This is a genomic window from Streptomyces sp. NPDC053432 (assembly GCF_055585365.1).
Genome location: NZ_JBVJKF010000019.1, coordinates 1 through 23,650, shown reverse-complemented (window position 1 = coordinate 23,650; position 23,650 = coordinate 1). Strand labels below are relative to the sequence as shown.

The window sequence follows — 23,650 nt, the reverse complement described above, 5'->3', positions numbered from 1 at the left end:
CGGACCTACTTCGCGGCCTGCTGGCGCTCCACGGCCGCCTTGACCAGGCCCGCGAACAGCGGGTGGGGGCGGGTCGGGCGCGAGCGCAGCTCCGGGTGGGCCTGGGTGGCCACCAGGTAGGGGTGCACCTCGCGCGGGTACTCGACGTACTCGACGAGCTTGTTGTCCGGGGAGGTGCCGGAGAAGACGATGCCCGCCTTCTTCTCCAGCTCGCCGCGGTAGGCGTTGTTCACCTCGTAGCGGTGGCGGTGGCGCTCGTCCACGTACGCCTGGTCGCCGTAGACCTCGCGCACGATGGAGCCCTCGGCGAGCTTCGCCGGGTACATGCCCAGACGCATGGTGCCGCCCAGGTCGCCCGCGCCCTCGACGAAGGCCAGCTGCTCCTCCATCGTGGAGATGACCGGGTTGGCGGTGGAGGGGTCGAACTCGGTGGAGTTCGCGTCCTCGATGCCCGCCAGGTTCCGCGCCGCCTCGATGACCACGCACTGCAGGCCCAGGCACAGGCCGAGCAGCGGGACCTTGTTCTCGCGGGCGTAGGTGATCGCGCCGACCTTGCCGTTGACACCGCGGTCGCCGAAGCCGCCGGGCACGCAGATGGCGTCCACGTCGGCGAGGACCTCGGCGGCGCCCGCCGGGGTCTTGCAGTCGTCGGAGGTGACCCACTTGATCTGGACGCGGGCCTTGTTGGCGAAGCCGCCGGCGCGCAGCGCCTCGGTCACCGACAGGTAGGCGTCGGGCAGGTCGATGTACTTGCCGACGAGCGCGACCTTGACCTCGTGGTCAGGGTTGTGGACGCGGTCCAGCAGGTCCTCCCACACCGTCCAGTCGACGTCGCGGAAGGGCAGGTCGAGCTTGCGCACGACGTAGGCGTCGAGGCCCTCGGTGTGCAGGACCTTCGGGATGTCGTAGATCGACTTGGCGTCGATGGCCGCGACGACGGCCGCCTCGTCCACGTCGCACATCAGCGAGATCTTGCGCTTGATGGAGGTGGGGACGTCGCGGTCGGCGCGCAGCACGATCGCGTCGGGCTGGATGCCGATGTTGCGCAGGGCCGCGACCGAGTGCTGGGTCGGCTTGGTCTTCAGCTCGCCGGAGGGGCCGATGTAGGGCAGCAGCGAGATGTGCACGACGAAGACGTTGTCGCGGCCGACCTCGTGGCGGACCTGGCGGACGGTCTCCAGGAACGGCAGCGACTCGATGTCGCCGACGGTGCCGCCGACCTCGGTGATGACGACGTCGACGTCCTCGGTCGCCATGCGGCGGATGCGGTGCTTGATCTCGTTGGTGATGTGCGGGATGACCTGCACGGTGTCACCGAGGTACTCGCCGCGGCGCTCCTTGGCGATGACCGTGTTGTAGACCTGGCCGGTGGTGACGTTGGCCGAGCCGTCGAGGTCGACGTCGAGGAAGCGCTCGTAGTGGCCGATGTCCAGGTCGGTCTCGGCGCCGTCGTTGGTGACGAACACCTCGCCGTGCTGGAACGGGTTCATCGTGCCCGGGTCGACGTTCAGGTACGGGTCGAGCTTCTGCATCGTGACCCGAAGACCCCGCGCCTTGAGCAGCGCACCCAGGCTGGAGGCCGTGAGGCCCTTGCCGAGGGAGGAAGCGACACCCCCGGTGACGAAGATGTGCTTGGTCGTCAGAGATTTGGGCGGCATCGCCAAGAGGGGGCTCCCGTGGTCGCGAAGTGAGGTGCGTCCGGCGCCGGCCACCGTCGATCCGGAGGGTCTCAGGGGGCGCCGAAGCTGCGGTTTCGGGGCTCCTGATTCGCACAGGCAGACCACCGGTCCACGGGGTACCAGCCTATCAGCGCCGTGGGCGGTCCGCCTCCGGCCACACGGTCCGACCGCTCCCCTGGAACCGGCCGGGGGACATATCCGCAGCTCACCCGTTTGGCCGAGCGCCATTCTTCGGCCGCTTAAGGGGATCACTAGGGTGCCGTCATATCCTGCTCGGATATCGCACAACATCGCCGCCGAGCAGTCCGTCAGACGGCCTAACCGAGCCGCTATGCGGAATCATGGGCTCAATGCGGGGATCCCTGCACACAGGAGACCGCGCAACCGCGCAATGCAAGCGCCCTTCGGGGCGGACGTGGCCGTTCGACTGGAGATGCAACGTGTCCGGGCGCATCGAGGATTACGCACTGATCGGGGACATGCAGACCGCGGCGCTGGTCTGCCGGGACGGGGCAGTGGATTGGCTGTGCCTGCCCCGGTTCGACTCCCACGCCGTGTTCGCGAGCATTCTCGGCACCGAGGATCACGGCTTCTGGCGCATCGGCCCGGCCGTCCCGCCCGGCGCCGAGGCCCCGCGGGCCACCCGCCGCCGCTACCGCGGTGAGTCGCTCGTCCTGGAGTCGGAGTGGGACACGCCGCGCGGCACGGTCCGGGTGACCGACTTCATGCCGCCCCGCGAGGACCACGCGCCCCAGCTGATCCGCATCGTCGAGGGGGTCACCGGGCGCGTCCCGATGCGCTCCGCGCTGCGCATGCGTTTCAGCTACGGGCGGGTCGTGCCCTGGGTGCACAAGGTCGACGGGCGCACCGTGGCCGTGGCCGGCCCCGACTCGGTCTGGCTGGACACCGACACGCAGACCTACGGCAAGGACCTGACGACCTACTCCGACTTCACGGTGCGGCCCGGCGAGCGGGTGGCGTTCAGCATCAGCTGGCAGCCCTCGCACAAGGGCGCGCCCGAGCTCCCGGACCCCGGGGCGGCGCTGGAGTCGACCATCGAGTTCTGGCGCGACTGGGTCGACCAGTGCACGTACCACGGGCCCTACCGGGAAGCGGTGGTCCGTTCCCTGATCACCCTCAAGGCCCTCACCTACGGCCCCACGGGCGGCATCGTGGCCGCGCCGACCACCTCGCTGCCGGAGGAGATCGGCGGCGTCCGCAACTGGGACTACCGCTACACCTGGCTGCGCGACGCGGCCATCACCCTCTCCTCGCTGCTGCGCACCGGCTACCGCGAGGAGGCCCGCGCCTGGCGCGAGTGGCTGCTGCGCGCGGTCGCCGGGGACCCGGAGAACCTGCAGATCATGTACGGGATCGCGGGCGAGCGGGAGCTCGGCGAGACCGAGCTGGACTGGCTTCCCGGTTACGAGGGCTCGCGCCCGGTCCGCGTCGGCAACGGCGCCGCCGGGCAGCTCCAGCTCGACGTGTACGGCGAGGTCACCGAGGCCCTGCACCTGGGCCACATGACCGGGCTGGCGCGCAGCGACTACGCCTCGCTGCTCCAGCTGAAGCTGATCCGCTACCTGGAGACCCACTGGGACCAGCCGGACGAGGGCATCTGGGAGGTGCGCGGCCCGCGCCGGCACTTCGTGCACTCGAAGGTGATGGCCTGGGTGGCCGTCGACCGGACGATCAAGCTGATCGAGAGCGGGGACGCGGACGGTCCGCTGGAGCGCTGGCGCGAGCTGCGCGACGAGATCCACCAGGACGTGTGCGAGAAGGGCTACGACAAGGAGCGCAACACCTTCACCCAGTCGTACGGCTCGCAGGAGCTGGACGCCTCGCTGCTGCTGATCCCGCAGATGGGCTTCCTCCCGCCGGACGACAAGCGGGTCATCGGGACCATCGAGGCGATCCAGCGCGAGCTGTCCACGCCCGACGGTTTCATCCTGCGCTACCCGACGGCGGGCGAGGAGGCCGGCGTGGACGGCCTGGAGGGCGACGAAGGGGCCTTCCTGGCGTGCTCGTTCTGGATGGCCGACGACCTGGCGATGATCGGGCGGGTGGACGAGGCGCGCCGGCTCTTCGAGAAGCTGCTGTCGCTCCGCAACGACCTGGGCCTGCTGGCGGAGGAGTGGGACCCGCGGCTCCAGCGGCAGGTCGGCAACTTCCCGCAGGCCTTCAGCCACGTCCCGCTGATCGACACCGCGCTGCGCCTGACGGCGAGCGGGGCGTACGGGGGCTAGTGCCGTGACCGGGCCGGCCGGTTTCCCGCCGTGCCGGGGTGATCGTCCCCGCCTACGCTGGAGGGGTCCCATGCCCGCCCTCCGGGGAAGGAAGGGGGCAGCCATGGCTCCCCTCTCGAAGGCGGGGGCGGCCCTGGCCGCGCTCCGCGAGGACCTGTCCGGCGACGTGTTCACCCAGGACGATCCGGGGTACGACGAGGTCCGTACGGTCTTCAACGCGATGATCGACCGCAGGCCCGCCGTGATCGCCCAGTGCGAGAGCACGGCGGACGTCGTGACGGCCGTGCGGTTCGCCAGGGACCTGGACCTGAAGATCGCGGTGCGCGGTGGCGGTCACAGCGTGGCCGGGACGGCCCTGAACGACGGCGGGCTGGTCGTGGACCTGCGCCGGATGCACGGGGTGACGGTCCATCCGGCGGCGCGGGCGGCGCACATCGGCGGCGGGGCCACGATGAGCCACCTGGACCGGGCCTGCGAGCCGTTCGCGCTGGCGACCACCGGCGGCCGGGTCTCCACCACGGGGGTCGGCGGCTTCGTCCTGGGCGGCGGCACCGGCTGGCTGGACCGGAAGTTCGGGCTGGCGGCTGACAACCTGCTGGGCGCGGAGCTGGTCACCGCCGACGGCGAGCTCGTCCACGCGACCGCGCAGGAGCACCCGGAGCTGTTCTGGGGGCTGCACGGCGGCGGCGGGAACTTCGGCATCGCGACCTCGCTGACCCTGCGGCTGCACGAGCTGCCCCGCATGTCGATCGCGTTCCTGCTGTTCCTGCCGGAACGCGGGCCCGAGGTGGTCCGTACGTTCCGGGACGTCATCGAGGCCGGACCGCCCGACGCGGGCGGGGGGGTGATCTACCTGACCGGCCCGCCCGAGGAGTTCGTGCCGCCGCACCTGGTGGGGCTGCTGCTGTGCGGCGCGCTGGTGACGTACACGGGTCCCGAGGAGGAGCTGCGCGAGCTGGCCGCGCCGCTGCTGGGGATCCCGCACGAGGTGGAGATGGTCATGGACATCCCCTACGCCGAGCTGCAGTGCATGCTGGACGACCCGCCGGGGATGCGGAACTACTGGTCGGCCGAGTACCTCACGGGCCTGCCCGACGTGTTCGTGGACGTGTTCTGCGCGCGCGCCGACTCGATGCCGGTGCCGACGGGCACCCAGCACGTGGTCTGGCCGCAGGGCGGTGCGATCGCGGAGGCGCCGGACGACTACCCGCTGCCCTTCCGGAGCGCGCCCTGGGCGGTGCACCCGTTCGGTGTCTGGGAGGACGAGGCCGACGACGAGCGGTGCCGGCAGTGGGTGAAGGACGTCCGCGCCGATGCCCAGCCGTGGAGCACCGGCGCGGTCTACCTCAACTTCACGGGCGACGAGGGCTCGGACCGGGTGGTCGCGGGCCTCGGCGAGAAGAACCTGGCGCGGCTGGCGGAGTTGAAGCGGCGCTACGACCCGGACAACGTCTTCCGCTTCAACCACAACATCCGGCCGGCCTGAGGCCCGCGCCCGGGGTCAGCTCAGGGCGGCGATCACCTCCCGCGCCGCCCGCTCGCCCTCGGTGGCGCCGCCTTCCATGAAGCCCTGGAAGTCGTAGCTGCAGTGCTCGCCGCCGATGTGGATGTTGCCCTGCGCGGTGCCCTCGTACTTGGCGTAGCGGTGCAGGTAGCCGGTGGGCCAGTAGGAGTACGCGCCGAGCGAGTACGGGTTGCGGTGCCAGGCTGAGAGCTGCGCCTTGCCGGTCCAGACGGCCTTGGTGCCCGGGTAGAAGGCGTCGATGCCGGTCAGCATGCGCCCGGCGAGCGCCTTCACGTAGGGGTCGGCCTCGGTGGCGAAGGGGCTCGCGGGGGTGAGCGACCCGGCGAGGCTGCCGCCGCCGTACTGGAGCAGGATGCCTCCGGTGCCGGGCTGCACCTTGGTGGTGTCCCAGGTCTGCTGGACCTCGGAGTCGGTGAAGCAGTCGCCCGCGGAGACTCCGGGCCAGGGGCCGGTGCCGCGCCAGGGGCGGGCGGTGAACTGCATGTTGAGCTTGGTGCAGTAGCCCATGCGCGCGTCGCGCAGCAGGTTGCGCATGAGCGGGTCGAAGCCGGCCTGCGAGGTGTCGATGCGCTGGAGGATCGGCAGCGGCACGCACAGGATGGTGTGGTCGGCGACGGCGGTGCGCACGGCCCCGGAGTCGTTGAAGGTCAGCGTCTGGGTGCCGTCGGCGTTGGCCCGTACGGCGACCAGTTCGCGGCCCATCACGATCGACCCGGCGGGCAGGGCGGCGGCGATGGCGTTCGGCAGCCGGTCGTTGCCGCCGGTGATGTGGTACCGCTCGTTGGACAGGCCCCAGACGTTGAAGTTGCCCGGGTTGGGCTGGTAGCCCATCAGCAGGACGAGGGCGAGGGCGGACTGGGCGGTGGTGTCGGCGCCGTACTCGACGTTGTAGGCCACGTCGATGAAGCGGCCGAGCTGCGAGCCGTGGCCGCCGGGGACACGGGTCTCGATCCACTCGTACAGGGTCATGTTGTCGAGGGCGGTGCCGGCGGCGGTGGTGGTGTTCCAGGAGACCTCGCCGGCTTCCGAGAGGTCCCGGTGCAGGGCCTGGTAGACGGCCTTGAAGTCCTCGTCGGCCTGGGTGCGGGAGTAGTACTCGCCGTTGAACCAGAGGACCTCCTCGGCCCCGTTCGGGCCGCCGCCCAGGAAGTCCTCGGTGGCCAGGTTGAAGCGGCGACAGAGCTCGAGGATCTTCTTGTGGCTGGTGTCGATCAGCTCGCCGCCGATCTCGGAGGTCTGCCCGTAGGCCCAGTGGCCGCGCTGGGTCCACATCCGGCCCCCGACGCGGCTCGGGTTGGCCTCGTACAGGGTGCAGTCGACGCCCGCGTCCTTGAGGGTGAGGGCGGCGGTCAGACCGGAGATGCCGGCGCCGACGACGGCGACGCGGGCCGGGCCTACGGGCTTCTTGGCGGGGACGGTCTCGGCGGCGTGCGCGGCACCGGCCACGGAGCCGGCGAGGGCGGTGCCGAGGCCGAGGGCGGCCGCCCGGCCGAGGAGTTCGCGGCGGGTGGACCCGCGGACCTCGGCGGCGGGCATGCCGAGGCGGGTGGCCGCGGCGTGCTCGGCGGCGAGCCGGCGCAGGGCGTGCATGAGGGGTGTACGGGCCATGGCGGCGGCTCCTCAGAGGTTCGCGGCGGTGGAGCCGGACGGGGCGGCGCCCTGCCCGGGAAGGACGGTCGGGGCCGGCTGGCCCTCGGTGTCGGCGGGCCGCTCGGCGGCGTCCTCCAGGACGATCCGGCCGATGATCTCGTAGCGCGCGGGGGCCTTCGCCTTGAGCCAGAGGCCGAGGCCGAGGCCGCCGAGGAAGACGGCGCCGACGATCCACGGGATCAGCTTGAAGAAGACCGATCCGGCGGCGCTGCCGGCCGCGGTCTCCATGTTGAGGACGAGCAGGACCACGACGGCGGTCATCCCGATGCCGCCGAGCAGCGGAGCGGTGAAGGTCTTGAACCAGTGCCGGTCCTCCGGGTGGTTCTTGCGGAAGTAGCCGATGACGGCGAAGGAGCACAGCGTCTGGACGATCAGGATCGCCATCGTGCCGAGGATCGCGAGCAGCGTGTAGAGGTGCAGGTACGGGTCCTGGCCGGTGAGCCAGAAGCCGGCGACGAGCGCGGTGGCGATGGCGGTCTGCACGACCGAGGCGATGTACGGAGAGCCGTGCTCGGGGTGGGTGTGGCCGAGCTTCGGCGACAGGAAGCCCTCGCGGCCGATGGCGTAGAGGTAGCGGGCGGCGCACTGGTGGAAGGCCATGCCGCAGGCGAAGGAGCCGGTGAGCAGCAGCCACTGGAAGGCGTCGACGGCCCAGGCGCCGATGAAGCTCTGGGTGGGGGCGAAGAAGAGGTCGAGGGGGCTGGCGGAGGCGGACAGCTCGACGGACTTGGCCAGGCCGTTGCCCGCGATGGTCATCCAGGAGACGTAGATGTAGAAGAGGCCGACGCCGACGACGGAGATGAGGGTGGCCTTGGGGATGACCCGCTTGGGGTCGCGGGACTCCTCGCCGTACATGGCGGTGGACTCGAAGCCGACCCAGGACCAGAAGGCGAAGAAGAGGCCGAGGCCGGCGGAGGTGCCGGTGAAGGCGTTCTTCGGGTTGACGGGCTCGAGCGGGATCCCCTCCGGTCCGCCGCCCGCGATCAGCACGGCGGTGGCCACGGCGAAGAGCACGGCGATCTCCGCGACGAGCATCACGCCGAGGGCCTTGGCGGTGAGGTTGATGTCGAAGTGCGCGAGGGCGGCGGTGACGGCCAGCATGGCGGCCGCGTAGACGATCCAGGGGAGGTCGACGCCCAGCTGGTCGTGGACGGTGGTCTTCGCGAAGTAGGAGAAGACTCCGACGATCGAGGCCTCGAAGACGATGTAGGCGAGGACGGCGAGCATGCCGGAGGCCATGCCGGCGATCCGGCCGAGGCCGTGGGAGATGTATCCGTAGAAGGCCCCCGCGGCGGTGATCCGCTTGGCCATGGCCACGTAGCCGACCGCGAAGACGGTCAGGACGAGGGTGGCGAAGAGGTATCCGGCCGGGGCGCCGGTGCCGTTGCCGAAGCCGACGGCGATGGGGAGGTTGCCCGTCATGGCCGTGATGGGGGCGGCCGTCGCGACGGCCATGAAGACGACGCCGACGAGGCCGACCGAGTTGGCCTTGAGTCGCTGCACCTGTGGGGCCGCGGGCGTCTGGGATGACCCGCTGGTCGTGCCTGTGCTCATGGGCTCCTCTTCCTGTGTCGGGAGGCCGCCACTCTCCACCCGGGTGACGCAGACCACAATCGGCACGCGGTCCGATAATCTCCTTGTGAAGAAGACGAGTTGTCGGTCCGGAAGAGGGGCAGATCGGGCTTTGTAACCGCTAGGTGATGTCTCCGGAACACGCGGCCCGGTAGCGTCCGCCACATGGACGACCAGGGCGGAATCACAGTTCAGCGGGCACTTGAGCTGCCGGGGCTGCGCAGCGGGCTGCCGGAGGTGGTCGCCTGCGCCGACCGTCTGGGGCGCACCGTCCGCTGGGTGCACGCGGGCGAGGTGCCGAACATCGCCTCCCTGCTCAAGGGCGGCGAGCTGCTGCTCACCACGGGGCTCGGCCTCGGGACCCGGCCGGCCGAGCAGCGCGCCTTCGTACGCCGTCTCGCGGACCGGGGCATCGCCGCGCTGGTGGTCGAGCTCGGCCCGCGCTTCACCCGCCTCCCGGCGACCATCGTGGAAACGGCCCGCACGGCCGGCCTGCCGCTCGTCCAGCTCCACCGGGAAGTCCCGTTCGTGGCGGTGACGGAGGAGATCCACACCGAGATCGTCAACCACCACTACGCGCTCCTCCAGCGCGCCGAGGAGGTCCACCGGCGCTGTACCGAGGCCCTGTTGGGCGGCGGGGGCATCCCGCAGGTGCTGCGGATCCTGGCCGGCTTCACCGGAAACCCGGTCTTCCTGGAGACCCCCGACGGCGCACTGCTGTACGCGGCCGGCAACGGGGCGGCGGACACCGGCGCGGACCCGCTCCAGGTGTGGGAGGGGCTCCGGGGCCAGCGCGAGGCCGAGCCGGCCGGGAACACGGTGGTCGTCGACGTACCGGGCGGGGGCCACGGCACGGGCTCGGTGCGGGCCCGGGTGGTCCTGGTCGGGGTCACGGCCCCGCTGCTGCCGGTGCACCGGATGGCGGCGGAACGCACGGCCGGGGTGCTGGCCGTGGTCCTGATGCAGGCGCGGCAGGAGGAGGAGCTGGCGGCGCGCGGCCGGGGCGACTTCCTGACGGACCTCGCGGAGGGCCGCATCAGCGCCGAGGACGCCCCGTCTCAGGCCCGCGTCCTCGGCTTCAAGCCGGGCCCGGGCCCGCTGCTCCCGGTCGTCATGCGGCTGGGATCGGACCTCGGGCCGTCCGGGAACTGGGCGGTGCTGGCGCGCGCGGTCCTGGAGGAGCTGGCGTCGGTCGGCGTGCCGGTGCTGCTGGGCGTCCGCCCGGTGGAGGGGCGGGTGCCGCTGCTCGTCTCCCTGCGTTCCGAATCGGAGCGCACGGCGGTGGCGGACCGGGTCGCGGCGGCGCTGCGGGCCGGGGTGGAGCGGGCCGGGCTGGAGCGGGCCGTCGCGCCGCCGGCCGTGGTCGTGGGCGTGGCGGGCGGCTGGGCGGCGGCCTCGGCGGGGCTGCGGCACGCGGCGGAGACCGCCACCGCGGCCCATGGCCTGCCGGCCCGGCCCTGGTACGACGCGCGCCGCCTGGACATCGACCTGCTGCTGTGGCGGCTGCGCGAACACCCCGACCTGGCGGCCTTCGTGGACCGCGCGATCGGCCCCCTGCGCACCCACGACACGACCTCCCGCCCCCCTCTCCTGCCCACCCTGGAGACGTACCTGGCCCACGCGGGCCGCAAGGCGGAGACGGCGCGCGAGCTGCACCTGAACCGGCAGACCCTGTACAACCGGCTGGCCCGCATCTCGGAACTCCTGGGCACGGACCTGGACGACCCGGAAACGGTCCTCTCCCTGAGCCTGGCCCTCCGCGCCCGCCGCCATACCCCTTCTCCTTCTTGACGCGCCGCCCGCGCGCCTCGGCCGCGGGCGGTTGCCGCTGCGCGGAGCTGTCCCCTACCCGCCCTTCCACCGTTCCCCGTGGCTCCGCCCCGGGCCCCGCGCCTCAAACGCCGGCGAGGCTGGATATCCGCCGCAGCGGGCAATTTCAGCCCGTCCGGCGTTTGAGGACCGGGGTCCGGGGCGGAGCCCCGGGAAACCGCGCCGCAGACGAAAGCCCCGCCGGCACATCCAGCCCCGCCGGCGTTTGAGGCGCGGGGGTTCGGGGGCGGAGTCCCCGCAGCGGTGCCGCGCGTGGCAGCGCAGCCGGCCACATCCAGCCCCGCCGGCGTTTGAGGCGCGGGGTGCGGGGCGGAGCCCCAGGGCCTTGGCCCGCGCCGGGCAGCCCACGCCGCCGAACTCCAGCCCCGCCGGCGATTGAGGCGCCGGGTACGGGGTGCGGGCGGAGCCCCGGGGCGGAGGCCGGCCGGCGGCTGGGGGGTGTTGCGAAAGTCCCGCACGGCGCCCACGGCGCCCGGCACGCACTCTCGCCGCACCGGCCGAAGCCCCGAGTACGCCCAGTACGAGGACCTTCGCCCGGCACGCCGAGAGCACGCACCGGACACCGCGGGCACCGCACAGGACTTCCGCAACACCCCCTAGTGGCGGGAGCGTTCCATCAGCTCGTCGTACACCGACAGGACCTGCGCGACCGTGTCGTCCTCCGACGGCCACGTGGCGGCCTGCGCCAGCCCGGCGGCGGCCAGCACGGCCCGGCGCTCCGGATCCGCCAGCAGACCCGTCACGGCGGAGGCGAGCGCGCCCGCGTCCCCCGGCGGGACCAGCACCGCCCCCTGCCCCACCAGCTCCGGCACGCCCCCGACCGACGTGGCCACCAGGGCCACCCCGGCCCGCAGCGCCTCCTGCGCCAGCGGCGCCCGCGCCTCCCACCGGCTCGGCAGCACCGCCACGTCCGCCGCCGCCAGCAGCCGCGCCGCGTCCCGGCGGCGCCCCAGCAGCCGCACCGGCAGCGCCTCCGCCTCGATCCGGCGGGCGAGTTCGGCCCGCAGCGGCCCCTCCCCCGCGATCACCAGCAGCGGCGCCGGGTCCAGCGCCCGCCATTCCCGCGCCGCGTCGAGCAGTACGGAGTACCCCCGGTGCGGCACCAGGCTCCCGACCGCGATGAGCAACGGCCGCTCCACGGCGCCCAGTTCCGCCCGCACCTTGTCCGGCTCGGGCACCGCCGAGCCGGCCGGCACCGCGACCGGTGACAGCCTCGCGTCCCGCGCCCCCCGCAGCCGCGCGAGGTCCACCTGGTCGGAGGACGGCCCCAGCACCACCGCCGCCGCCCTGGCCACGTGCCGTTCCAGCATCCGGCTCAGCCGCCCGAGCGCCCCGTCGGCCACCGGGCCGTCCCCGTGCCAGCTCACCACCAGCGGCACCCGGCGCCCCCGCAGGGCCAGCAGGGCGCGCGCGCCGGCCCGCACGCCGTGGGCGTGCACCACGTCCGCCCCCGCGCACGCCGCCCGCAGCACGCTCACTGCGTCGGGTGCGAAGTCCGCACCCGCGCCCGTGAAGTCGTACTCCCCCTCCGCCCGCACGGGCGCGCACACCGTGACCCCGACCCCGCGCTCGGCGAGCCCTCTCGCGAGGGACCGCACGTGGGCGCTGCTGCCCGCCCCGGCGGCGGCGCCGAGGACCTGGACGGTACGCAGCGGCGGCCGCCCGTAGGGCTGGGCCGGGACGGACGCGGAGACCGGGGAGCTGCTCACGGGCCGGGGCTCCAGGATGAGGGGAGGAGTCAGAGACTCGCCAAGAATGCCAGTCCGCACGCGCGTTCCGGGACCATACGGGTACGGATCCCGTAGGAGATACCGCCGGACACCCCCGAGCCTCACCCACACGGGCTAGCCCGCCTCACCCCCGCGCCCGCCCGGACACGGCGAAGGGCCCGGGGCGCGTACGCACGCCCCGGGCCCCTCGGCCGTACGCCCTACGTCACGCGTCCGCGCGCGCCGCCGCCAGGAGTTCCTCCGCGTGCGCCCGCGCCGAGACCGAGTCCTCGTGACCGGCCAGCATCCGCGACAGCTCCCGGATCCGGTCCTCGCCCTCCAGCACCGTGACACCGCTCCTCGTCACGGACCCGTCGTTGGTCTTCTCCACCAGCAGCTGCCGGTCCGCGAAGGCCGCGACCTGCGGCAGATGGGTGACGACCACGACCTGCGCCGACTTGGCGAGCTTCGCGAGCCGCCGGCCGACCTCGACCGCCGCCTTGCCGCCGACACCCGCGTCGACCTCGTCGAAGAGGTACGTCGGCACCGGGTCGGAGCCCGCGAAGACGACCTCCACGGCCAGCATCACGCGCGACAGCTCACCGCCGGAGGCGCCCTTGGCGATCGGCCGCGGCTGGGCCCCGGGGTGCGGGGCCAGCAGCAGCTCGACCTCGTCCGTGCCGGAAGGCCCGTACGCGACGGGGCGGCCGTCGACGTCCACTCCTTCGGGGTCCTCCACCTGCCGGATGTCGATGGTCACCCGTGCGTGCGGCATCGCCAGCGACGCCAGCTCCGCCGTCACCGCGGAGGCGAACCGGGTGGCGGCCTCCACCCGGGCGTCCGTCAACGCCTGTGCCAGCAGGGACAGTTCGGAGCGCAGTCCGTCGCGCTCGGCGGTCAGCTCGGCGATCCGCTCGTCGTCGCCGTCGAGTTCCAGGAGCCGCGCCGCGCCCTTCTCGGCCCAGTCCAGTACGCCGTCCACGTCCCCCGTGGTGCCGTACTTGCGGGTGAGCTGGGTGAGCGCCGCCCGCCGCTCCTCCACCGCGGCCAGCCGCAGCGGATCGGCGTCCAGGTCGTCGGCGTAGCCCGCCAGCTCCCCGGCCACGTCGGCGAGCAGGATGCCCAGCTCCCCGATCCGTTCGGCGAGCGCGCCGAGCGCCGGGTCGTGGGAGCGTACGGATTCCAGTGCGCGGTGGGCGCCCGCGACGAGCGTGTTCGCGTCGATGCCCTCCGGGTCCTCCGGGTTGCCCGCGAGGGCGCCGTGCGCGAGCTGCGCCGCCGAGGCCAGCGATTCGGCGTGGCCGAGCCGCTCCGCCTCCGCCGCGAGCTCGGCGTCCTCGCCGGCCACCGGCTCCACGGCCGCGATCTCGTCCAGCCCGAAGCGCAGGAGGTCCGCCTCCTGGGCCCGTTCCCGGGCCCGGGTGGTGATCTCCTCCAGCTCGACGGCGACCGCGCGCAGCCGCCGGTAGGCGGCTGCGTACTTCTCCAGCGGGACGGCGACGGCGTCACCGGCGTACCGGTCGAGGGCCTGCCGCTGCCGGGCGGGCCGCAGCAGTCCCTGCTGGTCGGTCTGGCCGTGTACGGCGACGAGGTCGTCGGCGAGCTCTCCGAGCAGCCCGACGGGGACCGAGCGGCCGCCCACGTGGGCGCGCGAGCGGCCCTCGGCGGACACGGTCCGGCTGATCAGCAGGGCACCCTCGTCGAGCTCGGCCCCGGCTTCCTCGGCGCGTACGGCGGCGGGGGCGTCCGGGCGCATGACGATACGGCCCTCGACCACCGCGGCCTTGGCCCCGATCCGTACGAGGGCCGGGTCGGCGCGACCGCCGAGCAGCAGCCCGAGGCTGGTGACGACCATCGTCTTGCCCGCGCCGGTCTCGCCGGTCACCGCGGTGAAACCGGGCGACAGCTCGACCACCGCGTCGTCGATGACCCCGAGCGACCGTATCCGCATCTCCTCAAGCACGGGACGACCATACCGAGGTTTCACGGATGCCATGTGACGTCACCCGCCCCAAGTTCTCCGAACGAATGTGCTATTAGCTACACGGTGCGGAGCCGGTCAGTGGGGCGCCCCACGCCAACCCGACACCGGCAGCGCGAACTTCGCGACCAGCCGGTCCGTGAAGGACGCGTGGTGCAGCCGGGCGAGCCGCACCGGCACTTCCCCCCGCCGGACCTCCACACGGGCCCCGGCCGGCAGCTCCAGCATGCGCCGGCCGTCGCACCACAGCACGCCGTGCGGGGTGCCGGTCTGCACCTCGACCGCGAGCACCGAGGTCGGCGAGGTCACCAGTGGCTTCGCGAACAGCGCGTGCGCGCTGATCGGCACCATCAGCAGCGCCTCCACCTCCGGCCAGACCACCGGTCCGCCCGCGGAGAAGGCGTACGCCGTCGAGCCCGTCGGGGTCGCGCAGACGATCCCGTCGCAGCCGAAGCCGGTCACCGGGCGCCCGTCGATCTCCAGGACCACCTCCAGCATCCGCTCCGGCGACACCTTCTGGACCGCGGCCTCGTTCAGCGCCCAGTCCCGGTGGACGACGTCGCCGTTGGTCCGGACGACCACGTCGAGGGTCATCCGCTCCTCGACCTCGTAGTCCCGGCTCACCACCCGCTCCACGACCTTGTCCAGGTCGTCGCGCTCGGCCTCGGCCAGGAACCCGACGCGCCCCAGGTTGACGCCGAGCATCGGCACCCCGGAGGCCCGGGCGAACTCGGCGCCGCGCAGCAGGGTCCCGTCCCCGCCCAGCACGATCAGGAGCTCACAGCCGTCGAGCACGCCCGGCGCGGACTCCGCCACCGGCTCCACCTCGGGCGGCAGCGGCAGGTCGGCCGCCTCGTGCGCGAAGACCCGTACACCGAGCCCGCACCGCAGCAGGCCCTTCACGACCAGCTCCGCGCTGCGGATGGCCGCCGGCCGCCCGGTGTGCGCGAGCAGGAATACGGTCCGTTCCCCCGATGAATCAGTCACTGCGGCCCCTCCGCCACTGCACGGTCGACATCCGACGGGTCGAGTGCAGGTGCCCCGGCCCGCAGCCACAGAAAGTACTCGACGTTGCCCGACGGACCGGGCAGCGGACTCGCGGTCACGCCGAGCACTCCGAGCCCCAGCTTCCACGCCTGCGCCGCCACGTCCCGCACGGCCTCGGCCCGCAGCTCCGGGCTGCGCACCACACCGCCGCTGCCCAGGCGCTCCTTGCCGACCTCGAACTGCGGCTTCACCATCAGCACCAGGTCCGCGTCCGGCGCACAGCACCGCACGAGCGCGGGCAGCACGAGCCCGATCGAGATGAAGGACAGGTCCCCGACGACGAGATCCACCGGAATCCCGTCGAGGATCTCCACCGTGAGTTCACGGACGTTCGTCCGGTCCTTGACCGTGACCCGGTCGTCGCTCTGCAGCGACCAGGCCAGCTGCCCGTAACCGACGTCGACGGCCATGACATGGGCCACGCCCGCCCGCAGCAGCACGTCGGTGAAGCCTCCGGTCGACGCCCCCGCGTCCAGCGCCCGGCGCCCCTCCACCCGCAGCCCCTGCGGCTGGAAGGCCGCGAGCGCGCCCGCGAGCTTGTGGCCGCCGCGCGAGACGTAGTCCGGATCGCTGTCGTCCTGTCGCACCACCAGTGCCGCACTGGTCTCGACCTGGGTGGCCGCCTTGGTCGCGGTGGTGCCGCCGACGGTCACCCGGCCCGCGGCGATCAGCTGCGCGGCGTGCTCCCGGGAGCGGGCCATGCTGCGGCGTACCAGTTCGGCGTCCAGGCGGCGGCGCGCCACTCCTGCCACGTTCGGTTCAGCTCCTGTTTTCGTGAGGTACGGGGACGGGTGGTGCGTCCAGCGCGTCGAGCGCGTGGCGCAGTCCCCTGTGCACATCCTCGTACACCGCGACGTGCCCGTCCGCCGCGAGGTCGTCCACGTCCGCCAGCCGCGCGAGCCGCGCGTCCACGCCGTCGTGCCCGGTGGGCGTCCGTACGAGCCCCAGCGGCGCGGCCCCGGCGGGGGCGGGCGCGGCGGGGGCGGCGGGGGCGGCCTCTTCGTCGTCCATGCCCAGACGCTACCCCGAAGCGCCCCACGACCACGCACGGCTCTGCGGTACCGTCGTGATCACGATGGCTACGATCGATGAGTGCCGAGCCGCACTCGACCAACTCTCCGAGAACCTCGCCGGCGCGGCGGACGGCGGCGTCCGCGGCGCTGCCGCGCTGGACCGCTCCCTGAGCTGCCACATCACGGACCTCGACCGGACCTTCACGGGCCGCCTCGACGGCGGCCGGATCCGCGTGGACGCGGTCACCCCCGGCCCACCGGCGACGAAGGCCGAGATCCGCCTGGCCATGACCGGCGACGACCTGGTCGCCCTGGTGGCGGGCGACCTCAAGTTCGCCAAGGCCTGGACCTCGGGCCGAGTAAAACTGGAAGCCGGCTTCCGCGACCTGCTGCGCCTGAAAAGCCTGCTCTGAGGCACGGTGCCCGGGGCGGAGCCCCGAATCCCTGACCCGCACCAAACCAGCCCCGCCGGCGTTTGAGGCGCGGGGCCCGGGGCGGAGCCCCGAATCCCTGACCCGCACCGGCGGACGAGCCCGCACCAAACCAGCCCCGCCGGCGTTTGAGGCGCGGGGGCCCGGGGGGCGGAGCCCCAGGCGGCGGCGCCACACCCCGCGGCTAGACCGCCCGCGCCCGCGCAGCCCTCGCCGCCGGCACGACCAGCGGCGTCCCCGTCTCCGGGTCGGAGATCACCTGACACCGCAGCCCGAACACCTCCTCCACCAGCTCCGCGGTGACCACCTCTCCCGGCGCTCCCTCCGCCACCACCGACCCGCCGCGCATCGCGATCAGGTGCGTCGCGTACCGGGCCGCGTGATTGAGGTCGTGCAACACGGCCACCAGCGTCCGCCCCTGCTCCTCGTGCAGCTCCGCGCACAGGTCCAGCACGTCGATCTGGTGCTGGATGTCCAGGTAGGTGGTCGGCTCGTCCAGCAGCAGCAGCGGCGTCTGCTGCGCCAGCGCCATCGCGATCCAGACCCGCTGCCGCTGTCCGCCCGACAGCTCGTCCACGGCCCGGTCGGCCAGCTCGGCGACCCCGGTCGAGGCCATCGACTCGCGCACGATCCGCTCGTCCTCGGGCGACCACTGCCGCAGCAGCCCCTGGTGCGGGTAGCGTCCCCGCGACACGAGGTCCGCGACCGTGATCCCGTCCGGCGCGATGGAGGACTGCGGCAGCAGGCCCAGCGTCCTGGCGACCTTCTTCGCCGGCATCGACCCGATCGCCTGCCCGTCGAGCAGCACCCGTCCCTGCGTCGGCTTCAGCATCCGCGAAAGGGCCCGCAGCAGCGTGGACTTGCCGCACGCGTTGGGGCCGACGATCACCGTGAACGAGTGGTCGGGTATCTCCACCGAGAGGTTCTCGGCGATGACCCTCTCGTCGTATCCGAGGGTCACGTCCTGCGCGGTCAGCCGCTGCACTTGAGCACTCCTGAGGTTCATATACGTCCCGCCTTGCGCTCGGTGACGAGCAGCCAGAGCAGATACACGCCGCCGACGAGTCCGGTCACCACGCCCACCGGGAGCTGGTCGGCACCGAAGGCCCGCTGCGAGGCCCAGTCGGACACCAGCAGCAGCACCGAGCCCATCAGCGCCGCGGACAGCAGGTTCGCCCCGGGCGACCGGGTCAGCCGCCGTACCAGCTGCGGTGCGGCCAGCGCCACGAAGCTGATCGGCCCGGCCGCCGCGCTCGCCGCCGTCGTGAGCAGGATCGCCCCGAGCATCAGCAGCAGCCGCGTGCGTTCCACCCGTACGCCGAGGGCGTGGGCGGCGTCGTCGCCCATCTCCATCATCCGCAGGGCCCGGCCCTGCGAGAGGATCAGCGGGAAGAGCACCGCGCACACCCCGAGCAGCGGCCACACCTGCGCCCAGTCCCGGCCGGCCAGCGAGCCGGTCAGCCAGACCATGGCCCGGGTGGCCTCGACCATCCGGGCCTTGGTGATCAGGTACTGGATCACCGCGATGAGCATGGCGGAGGCGCCGATGCCGACGAGCACGAGCCGGTAGCCGTGGATCCCCCGCCTGTACGCCAGCAGGTACACGGCGATCCCCGCCAGCACCCCGCCGACCAGCGCTCCGACGGCCACCTCGGTGGCGTCGCCCTTGAACAGGATGATGACGGCGAGCGCGCCGACCACCGACCCGTACCCGAAGCCGAGCAGGTCCGGTGAGCCGAGCGGGTTGCGGGAGACGGACTGGAAGACGGCCCCGGCCATCCCGAGGGCCGCGCCGACGAGCAGCCCGACCAGGACCCGGGGCAGCCGCAGGTCGTTGACGATGAAGTCGTCGGCGGGCGTGCCGTTGCCCAGCAGGGTCCGTACGACGTCCCACGGCGCGATCCGGAAGTCGCCGGTGCCGATGAGCAGCACGGCCAGCGCGAACGCCGCGACGGTGAGCAGCACTCCGACGCCCAGCGCACGCCGTTCGACGCGCAGGGAGATCCCGCCGGGGAGGTTCAGCCGGCGGGCCTTGGCGGTCACGGTCACAGCTGGGCCATCCTCTTGCGCCGGACGAGGTGGATGAAGACGGGACCGCCGATCAGCGCGGTCACGATGCCGACCTGGAGTTCGGCGGGACGGGTGACGACCCGGCCGATGACGTCGGTACCGAGCAGCAGGACGGGCGAGAGCACCGCCGAGTAGGCGAGCACCCACCGCATGTCGGGGCCGGTGAAGACCCGTACCAGGTGCGGGATCATCAGCCCGATGAAGACGATGGGGCCGCATGCGGCCGTCGCCGCGCCGCACAGCAGGGTGATGGCGGCCATGGCACCGATCCGGGTCCGCGTCAGGTGGGCGCCGAGCGCCCGCGCGGTGTCGTCGCCCAGGGCCATCGCGTTGAGCGGCCGGCCCAGTGCCAGCGCCAGCACGGCGCCGGCCAGCAGGAAGGGCGCGACCTGGCGGACGGTGTCCATGGTGGCCGAGGACAGCGAACCCACCGTCCAGAAGCGCAGCTTGTCCAGCGCCTTGCTGTCCATCAGCTGTACGGCGTTGATGTAGCCGACGAGGGCCGCGCTGGCCGCCGTACCGGCGAGGGCGAGGCGCACGGGCGTCGCGCTGCGGCTGCCACCGAGCACGTAGACGACGACGGAGACGACGCCGGCACCGAGGAAGGCCCACCACACGAACTCGCTCAGCGAGCTCGCCCCGAAGAAGCTGATCGCCGAGACCACGGCGGCGGCCGCGCCCGCGTTGACGCCGAGGATGCCCGGTTCGGCGAGCGGGTTGCGGGTCAGGGCCTGCATCACCGCCCCGGACAGGCCGAGCGCGAGCCCGACCATCAGCCCGAGCAGGGTGCGCGGGACCCGCAGGTCCCGCACCACCACGTCGGAGGTGGTCCCCGAGTAGTCGAACAGGCCGTGCCAGACCTCGTCGAGGGGCATCTGCTTGGCGCCCACGGCGATGCTCAGGACGGCGATCAGGGCCAGCACCACGAGGGCGGCGAGCAGACCGGCGAAGCGCGGGGCACGGCGCGGCCGGGCGACGACGGCGGACGACTGCGCCGTGCCCGGTCCGGGTTCGGGGGGACTCTCAACCAACACGCGAGTTAGGTTAGCCTACCCTGAACCGGCCTCTCACTCGAACGCCCGGAGCTCACCGGGGAGCGCCCCGGCCGCACGCCCCGGGTCGGCCCACCCGGAGCCCGGCCCGACCCTGCCGCCTCCCCCGGCTACACCCGCCCGGACCCCGCCGCCTTCCCCGGCTGCGCCCGGCCAGCCCCCGCCGCCCCGGACGCGCCCTGCCGCCCCGCCCCGGGTACGTCCGCCCGCAGCCCGGACCCGGCCAGGGTTGCCGCCCCAGCCCGGGCGCCGGGTCCGCCTACAGCCCCAACCGGGCCAGCGCCTTCGCCGCGTCCAAGGTGCAGACCCCGTCCCCGGCCTCCGTCCAGGCCGCCGCGCACAGGGCCCGCAGCCCGTCGACGGGATCCCCCTCCTCCCCGCGCAATTCCAGCGCCCGGCCGTCCACCGCGACCGCGGTCCAGCCCCCGCAGCGGAAGCCCTCACCGGCCGGCTCCACCTCCGGCTGGCCGGTCAGCAGCCCCCGCAGGTCCCGGTCCACGTACGTCGGACGGTGCCGCGGCTCCGCCCGCACCAGCTGCGCCGCGTCCGTCACCCCGGTCAGCACCAGCAGGGAGTCCACCTCCCCGTTGAAGGCGCCCTCGATGTCGGTGTCCAGCCGGTCCCCGACCACCAACGGCCGCCGCGCCCCGGTGCGCAGCACCGTCTCCCGGTGCATCGGGGGCAGTGGCTTGCCCGCCACCTGCGGCTCGGCGCCCGTGGCGATGCGTACGACCTCCACCGCGGCCCCGTTGCCCGGCGCGATCCCGCGCGCCCCCGGGATCGTCAGGTCGGTGTTCGACGCGTACCACGGCACGCCGCGGTTGATCGCGTACGAGGCCTCCGCGAACCGGCCCCACGCCAGGTCGGGCCCGCCGTACCCCTGGACGACCGCCGCGAGCCCCTCCTCCTCGGCCGACTCCACCGGCACCAGGCCCCGCTCGCGCAGCGCGACCCGCAGCCCCTCCCCGCCGATCACCAGCACCTTCGAGCCCGGCTCCACCTGCTCCGCGATCAGCCGGGCCACCGCCTGCGCCGAGGTGATCACCTCGGCCGCCTCCGTCGGGATGCCCAGCTCGCCCAGGTGCTCCGCGACCGCGTCCGGAGTGCGAAGGGCGTTGTTCGTCACGTAGGCGAGGTGCATGCCCTCCGCGCGGGCGACCGCGAGGGAGTCCACGGCGTGCGCGATGGCCTCCCCGCCCGCGTACACCACACCGTCGAGGTCCAGCAGAGCCGTGTCGTACGCCTGGTGCAGACTCCGCTCACTCGCCGCGGGACTGGTCCTGCTCTGCCGGCTCATCCTGTCCGCTCCCCACACGATCGATCTTGTCCGATTCCCTGCACCCCCGATCATCCCGCATGGCGAGACGCGACTTACCATGCACCAATGACCTCTTCTGGTACCGCGGGCCAGGGCCTTCGGCTGATCCCCTTCAACGGCCTGCGCTACGTCCCGGAGCGTGTCGGCAGCCTCGCCGCCGTCACCTCGCCGCCGTACGACGTGGTCGTGCGCCCGGACGGGGTCGACCACCTGGAATCCGCGGACCCGCACAACATCGTCCGCCTGATCCTCCCCCAGGCCGGCACCCCGGCCGCGCGCAACGAACAGGCGGCGCGCACCCTGCACGACTGGATCGCCCAAGGCATCCTCAGCGCCGACCCCGAGCCCGCCCTGTACGTGTACGAGCAGCGCAAGGCAGGTCTGCTCCAGCGCGGCATCATCGGCGCCCTCGCGCTGTCCGCCGCCCAGGAGGGCATCGTCCTCCCCCACGAGGACGTCATGCCGGACGTGGTCACCGACCGCGCCGGTCTGATGCGGGCCACCGCCGCCAACCTCGAACCCCTCCTCCTCACCTACCGGGGCGACGACCCGGGGGCGGGCGCGGCGGCGGCCGTCGAACGGGCCGCCCAGCGCACCCCCCTCCTGTCGACCACCACGGAGGACGGCGTCCAGCACCGCCTCTGGGCCGTCACGGACCCGGCCGAGCTGGCCGGCATGACGTCCGACCTCAGCCACCGCCAGGCGCTCATCGCGGACGGCCACCACCGCTGGGCCACCTACCTGCGCCTGCAGGAGGAGCACGGTTCCCCCACCGCGTGGGACTTCGGTCTGGTCCTCCTCGTGGACACCGCGCGCTACCCCCTCCAGGTGCGCGCCATCCACCGGATGCTGCGCCGCCTGCCCGTCGCGGACGCCCTGGCCGCGCTCGCCGGCCGGTTCCGGGTCCGCCCGGTCGACGGGCCGCTCCCGCTGGCCCTGGAGGCCCTCGCGGACGCCGCGGAGCGGGGCAACGCCTTCCTCCTCACCGGCGACGGCACCTTCCACCTGGTCACCGACCCCGACCTGGACCTCCTGGACCGCACGGTCCGGCACGACCGTCCCGAGGCCTGGCGCCGACTGGACGCCACGGTGCTGCACGCGACCCTCCTGGACGCCCTGTGGCACGTCCCGGACACCCCGGACCAGATCACGTACATCCACGACGCCGCGGCCACCGTGGAGCAGGCGGAACGCCACGGCGGCACCGCGGTCCTGCTGCACCCCGTACGGGAGGAAGTCGTACGGGACCTGGCCCGCCAGGGCGTCACGATGCCCCGCAAGTCCACTTCCTTCGGCCCGAAGCCGGCGACGGGCCTGGTGCTGCGCGGCCTGGGCTGACCGACTCCAGGACATGCGGAAGGGCGGTACCCCGACCGGGGCACCGCCCTTCCGTGCGTCACATCAGCCCGCGTCAGCCCTTGTCGGCGTCGGCGTCGGCCGCGGACTGCTCCAGCGGCTCGTACTCCTCGTCGTCCTCGTCGTAGTACTCGGTGACGTCGGCGGCGCGCTCGGCCGCGGCGATCTCCGCCGCGTCCTCGTCCTCGTCGTCGACCTCGTCCTCGTCGTCCTCGTCCAGGTCGATGTCGTCGGCCGGCTCGACCGCGGCGTCGACGAACTCGACACCGTCGAGCTCGGCGAGACGGTCGGAGGCGTCCGTCGCCCCGTCCTTGTCGGCCTCGAGGGTCTTCGCGAACCACTCGCGCGCCTCTTCCTCACGACCGGCCGCCAGCAGGGCGTCGGCGTAGGCGTAGCGCAGGCGCGCGGTCCAGGGCTGGACGGAGTTGGACGCCAGCTCCGGGCTCTGCAGGGTCACGATGGCGGCGTCGAGCTGCCCCTGGTCCCGCCGGGCACCGGCAGCGACGAGACGCATCTCGACCTGGCCGGCCTTGTCCAGCTTCTGCACCTCGGGCTCGCCGGCCATGGCCAGCGCGCGCTCGGGGCGGCCGAGGCCGCGCTCGCAGTCGGCCATGACGGGCCACAGCTCGACGGAGCCGGTCATGCGCTTGGCGGCACGGAACTCCGCGAGGGCCTCGCTGTACTTCTGCGTCGCGTACGCGGCGAAGCCGGCGGCCTCGCGGACGGCGGCGACACGGGAGGCGAGCCGCAGGGCGATGCGCGAGTAGGCGTACGCCTGCTCGGGGTCCTCGTCGATGAGGCGCGCGACCATGACCAGGTTCTTGGAGACTTCCTCGGCCAGGCCCTTGGGCAGGCTCAGCAGCTCCTGACGCACGTCGGCGTCGATCTCGAGGCCGGTGACGTCCTCGTCGATCGGAAGCCGCTTGACCGGGTCCCGGTCGCGGTCGCCACGGTAGTCGCGGTCGCCGCCACGGTCATCGCGACCACGGTAGCCGCCACGGTCGTCACGGCCACCGCGGTACCCACCGCGGTCGCCGCCGCGGTCGTCACGACGCGGGTAGCCGCCCCGGTCGTCGCGGCGCGGGTAGCTGGGACGGTCGCCGCCGCGGTCGTCACGACCGCCACGGAAGCCACCGCGCTCGTCATCACGACGCGGGTAGGAAGGACGCCC

At 73.3% G+C, this 23,650-nt stretch carries 18 protein-coding genes; 5 read left to right on the top strand and 13 right to left on the bottom strand.

Annotated features, from left to right (window positions below; all coding sequences use genetic code 11):
* Positions 1 to 5: 5 nt before the first annotated feature.
* Positions 6 to 1,658 carry a CTP synthase gene (locus ACZ6Y1_RS27295; protein WP_469635169.1) on the bottom strand — a complete coding sequence of 551 codons (1,653 nt, stop codon included), beginning with the start codon at positions 1,656 to 1,658 and terminating at the stop codon, positions 6 to 8.
* A gap of 461 nt (positions 1,659 to 2,119) precedes the next feature.
* On the opposite strand from ACZ6Y1_RS27295, the gene ACZ6Y1_RS27290 reads away from it, so the two are divergent.
* Together ACZ6Y1_RS27290 and ACZ6Y1_RS27285 are read left to right on the top strand one after the other, a co-directional pair.
* Positions 2,120 to 3,925: a glycoside hydrolase family 15 protein gene (locus ACZ6Y1_RS27290; RefSeq protein WP_469635164.1), complete on the top strand. Its 1,806-nt coding sequence runs from the start codon at positions 2,120 to 2,122 to the stop codon at positions 3,923 to 3,925.
* A gap of 103 nt (positions 3,926 to 4,028) precedes the next feature.
* Positions 4,029 to 5,411 (top strand): FAD-binding oxidoreductase, encoded by a 1,383-nt coding sequence (locus tag ACZ6Y1_RS27285; RefSeq protein WP_469635161.1) that lies wholly within the window; start codon positions 4,029 to 4,031, stop codon positions 5,409 to 5,411.
* A 15-nt stretch (positions 5,412 to 5,426) separates the two neighbouring features.
* On the opposite strand, the gene ACZ6Y1_RS27280 is transcribed toward ACZ6Y1_RS27285, so the two are convergent.
* Both ACZ6Y1_RS27280 and ACZ6Y1_RS27275 read right to left on the bottom strand, forming a co-directional pair.
* Positions 5,427 to 7,058: a flavin monoamine oxidase family protein gene (locus ACZ6Y1_RS27280; protein WP_469635158.1), complete on the bottom strand. Its 1,632-nt coding sequence runs from the start codon at positions 7,056 to 7,058 to the stop codon at positions 5,427 to 5,429.
* A 12-nt stretch (positions 7,059 to 7,070) separates the two neighbouring features.
* Complete coding sequence (locus ACZ6Y1_RS27275) at positions 7,071 to 8,654, bottom strand: APC family permease (RefSeq protein ID WP_469635155.1); 1,584 nt, start codon at positions 8,652 to 8,654, stop codon at positions 7,071 to 7,073.
* Between the two features lie 183 nt (positions 8,655 to 8,837).
* Between ACZ6Y1_RS27275 and ACZ6Y1_RS27270 the strand changes: the two genes are divergently transcribed.
* Positions 8,838 to 10,463, top strand: a complete 1,626-nt coding sequence (locus ACZ6Y1_RS27270) for a PucR family transcriptional regulator (protein WP_469635152.1) — start codon at positions 8,838 to 8,840, stop codon at positions 10,461 to 10,463.
* A 635-nt stretch (positions 10,464 to 11,098) separates the two neighbouring features.
* On the opposite strand, the gene ACZ6Y1_RS27265 is transcribed toward ACZ6Y1_RS27270, so the two are convergent.
* From ACZ6Y1_RS27265 to ACZ6Y1_RS27245, 5 genes are all read right to left on the bottom strand, one after another.
* The gene (locus ACZ6Y1_RS27265; RefSeq protein ID WP_469635149.1) at positions 11,099 to 12,211 is read right to left on the bottom strand and encodes a glycosyltransferase family 4 protein; all 1,113 of its coding nucleotides are present in this window, start codon (positions 12,209 to 12,211) and stop codon (positions 11,099 to 11,101) included.
* Between the two features lie 226 nt (positions 12,212 to 12,437).
* Positions 12,438 to 14,162 (bottom strand): DNA repair protein RecN, encoded by a 1,725-nt coding sequence (recN, locus tag ACZ6Y1_RS27260; protein ID WP_469635592.1) that lies wholly within the window; start codon positions 14,160 to 14,162, stop codon positions 12,438 to 12,440.
* A gap of 108 nt (positions 14,163 to 14,270) precedes the next feature.
* Positions 14,271 to 15,179: an NAD kinase gene (locus tag ACZ6Y1_RS27255; protein WP_469635146.1), complete on the bottom strand. Its 909-nt coding sequence runs from the start codon at positions 15,177 to 15,179 to the stop codon at positions 14,271 to 14,273.
* Entirely contained in the window at positions 15,176 to 15,991 is an 816-nt protein-coding gene (locus tag ACZ6Y1_RS27250; protein ID WP_469635142.1) for a TlyA family RNA methyltransferase, read from the bottom strand. The genes ACZ6Y1_RS27255 and ACZ6Y1_RS27250 overlap by 4 nt, the downstream gene beginning before the upstream one ends.
* Before the next feature lie 7 nt (positions 15,992 to 15,998).
* Complete coding sequence (locus ACZ6Y1_RS27245; protein WP_469635139.1) at positions 15,999 to 16,250, bottom strand: hypothetical protein; 252 nt, start codon at positions 16,248 to 16,250, stop codon at positions 15,999 to 16,001.
* A 64-nt stretch (positions 16,251 to 16,314) separates the two neighbouring features.
* Between ACZ6Y1_RS27245 and ACZ6Y1_RS27240 the strand changes: the two genes are divergently transcribed.
* Positions 16,315 to 16,665, top strand: a complete 351-nt coding sequence (locus ACZ6Y1_RS27240; RefSeq protein WP_469635136.1) for an SCP2 sterol-binding domain-containing protein — start codon at positions 16,315 to 16,317, stop codon at positions 16,663 to 16,665.
* Between the two features lie 202 nt (positions 16,666 to 16,867).
* Here the strand turns inward: ACZ6Y1_RS27240 and ACZ6Y1_RS27235 are convergent, their stop codons facing one another.
* From ACZ6Y1_RS27235 to ACZ6Y1_RS27220, 4 genes are all read right to left on the bottom strand, one after another.
* Complete coding sequence (locus ACZ6Y1_RS27235) at positions 16,868 to 17,689, bottom strand: ABC transporter ATP-binding protein (protein ID WP_469635133.1); 822 nt, start codon at positions 17,687 to 17,689, stop codon at positions 16,868 to 16,870.
* Positions 17,686 to 18,732, bottom strand: coding sequence for a FecCD family ABC transporter permease (locus ACZ6Y1_RS27230; protein WP_469635130.1), 1,047 nt, complete (start codon positions 18,730 to 18,732; stop codon positions 17,686 to 17,688). Before ACZ6Y1_RS27230 ends, ACZ6Y1_RS27235 begins: the two co-directional genes overlap by 4 nt.
* The gene (locus tag ACZ6Y1_RS27225; protein WP_469635127.1) at positions 18,729 to 19,787 is read right to left on the bottom strand and encodes a FecCD family ABC transporter permease; all 1,059 of its coding nucleotides are present in this window, start codon (positions 19,785 to 19,787) and stop codon (positions 18,729 to 18,731) included. The genes ACZ6Y1_RS27230 and ACZ6Y1_RS27225 overlap by 4 nt, the downstream gene beginning before the upstream one ends.
* Before the next feature lie 277 nt (positions 19,788 to 20,064).
* Complete coding sequence (locus ACZ6Y1_RS27220) at positions 20,065 to 21,102, bottom strand: HAD-IIA family hydrolase (RefSeq protein WP_469635123.1); 1,038 nt, start codon at positions 21,100 to 21,102, stop codon at positions 20,065 to 20,067.
* Positions 21,103 to 21,189: 87 nt separating this feature from the next.
* Here ACZ6Y1_RS27220 and ACZ6Y1_RS27215 point away from each other — a divergent pair, with 87 nt between their 5' ends.
* Entirely contained in the window at positions 21,190 to 22,461 is a 1,272-nt protein-coding gene (locus ACZ6Y1_RS27215; RefSeq protein WP_469635120.1) for a DUF1015 family protein, read from the top strand.
* Positions 22,462 to 22,534: 73 nt separating this feature from the next.
* On the opposite strand, the gene ACZ6Y1_RS27210 is transcribed toward ACZ6Y1_RS27215, so the two are convergent.
* Positions 22,535 to 23,353, bottom strand: coding sequence for a tetratricopeptide repeat protein (locus tag ACZ6Y1_RS27210; protein WP_469635589.1), 819 nt, complete (start codon positions 23,351 to 23,353; stop codon positions 22,535 to 22,537).
* Positions 23,354 to 23,650: the final 297 nt, after the last annotated feature.